The organism is Peptostreptococcus canis (assembly GCF_014229965.1).
Classification (GTDB): Bacteria; Bacillota; Clostridia; order Peptostreptococcales; family Peptostreptococcaceae; genus Peptostreptococcus; species Peptostreptococcus canis.
In genome coordinates, this window is sequence record NZ_JABGBW010000022.1 from 1 (window position 1) to 1,673 (window position 1,673).

A 1,673-nucleotide genomic window follows, 5' to 3' on the forward strand; every position below is an offset into this window, starting at 1 on the left:
AATCATATATGATATTGTCCTAAGTAATCGCAAATGAAATTGTCTTAAATATGATTATGATATAAACTATCTCATGGGAGGTAGTTTATGAGAAAGGTTGAACTGACAATGAACGAACAAAAGAAATACGAAATCATTAAAAATCTGGTTGATTCAAAAGGCAATAAACAAAGAGCAGCAGTTAAGCTGGGATGTACTGTCCGCAGCATAAATCGTTTGATAAAACGATACAAAGAACAAGGGAAAGCAGGATTTTCTCACGGGAATCATTATCGTAAACCCATTTCAACAATAGCACCTGAAACTAGAAGTGAAATTATTGCTTTATATAAAAACAAGTATTCTGATTCTAATCTAAGGCACTTTACTGAACTTCTTGAACGTATTGAAGGAATACATATTTCAGAAGGCTCTGTACGCTCTATTTTGCTCTCTGAAAATATTTTATCTCCAAAGGCTCATAAGTCTACTAAAAATGCCTTAAAAAAAAGACTGGAAGCAGAAAAAAACAAAACAAAATCTAAAAAGAAAGTAAAAGAACTTCAAGAAAAAATTCTATTTGTTGATCAGCCTCATCCAAGAAGGGAACGTTGTGCCTACTTTGGTGAAATAATTCAGATGGATGCTTCAAAGCACTTGTGGTTTGATGAAAATAAAGTAACTTTACATGCAGCAATAGACGATGCCACCGGAATCATTGTTGGTGCATATTTCGATGAACAGGAAACACTTAGAGGATACTACAATGTATTTAATCAAATTCTTCAGACATACGGGATACCATATATGTTTTACACAGATAGAAGAACCGTATTTGACTACAAGAAAATTAATTCAAAAGACATAACAAAAAACACGCTAACACAATTCGGATATGCGTGCAAACAGCTTGGTGTTGAACTTAAGGTTACAAGCGTAGCCCAAGCCAAAGGTAGGATTGAAAGACTTTTTGGTACACTTCAATCACGCCTGCCAATCGAATTGCGACTGGCAGGCGTCCAAACCGTGGAGCAAGCAAATGAGTTCTTAAAACACTACCTAAAAGAATTCAATTCTAAGTTTGCTCTACAGATTGATTCTAACAAATCTGTGTTTGAAAATCAACCGGAAGATGAAAAAATCAACCTATTACTTTCAATAATCTCAGAAAGAAAGATTGATTCAGGGCACTGCATTAAATACAAAAACAAATATTACAAGTTGCTGGATGAAAACGGTTATATGGAATTTTATCATAAAGGAACCACAGTAATTGTAGCTGACACTTTTAATGGAGAACTTTATTGCAATGTGAATGATAGAATTTATGTACTGGAAGAAGTTAAAAAGCATGAAGATGTTTCCAGATACTTTGATACTGATGAAAAGTACAGGCAATCAAAGAAACCAAGGAAGAGATACATTCCTCCAATGAATCATCCTTGGCGGAAAGATAATTTTATGAAGTACGTGCATACGTTCTATGGTCATGAGGATGATTTCGCCTCTTAATTTAAGAAGATTTCTGTACCCTATCTATGCTTCATATACTCACAGAAAGATTTGAAATATATCCATTACGAGTGCAGAAATCATCTTGTTGGGGTGCACGGCATATCCAAATAGCAAAAAAGCACTGGAAAACCAGTGCTAATGTTTAAAAATTTTTGGGACATTTTCATTTACGGTTGACA

Annotated in this window: 1 protein-coding gene; it reads left to right on the plus strand. The window is 34.3% G+C overall.

Annotated elements, in window-relative coordinates; translation table 11 throughout:
- Positions 1 to 87 precede the first annotated feature (87 nt).
- Positions 88 to 1,491 (plus strand): ISNCY family transposase, encoded by a 1,404-nt coding sequence (locus tag HLB29_RS09430; protein WP_243155125.1) that lies wholly within the window; start codon positions 88 to 90, stop codon positions 1,489 to 1,491.
- Positions 1,492 to 1,673 lie beyond the last annotated feature (182 nt).

What these genes read in the sequence shown, in the direction of transcription:
- HLB29_RS09430 (WP_243155125.1), top strand. Translation starts at nt 88, where the DNA reads ATGAGAAAGGTTGAACTGACAATGAACGAACAAAAGAAATACGAAATC.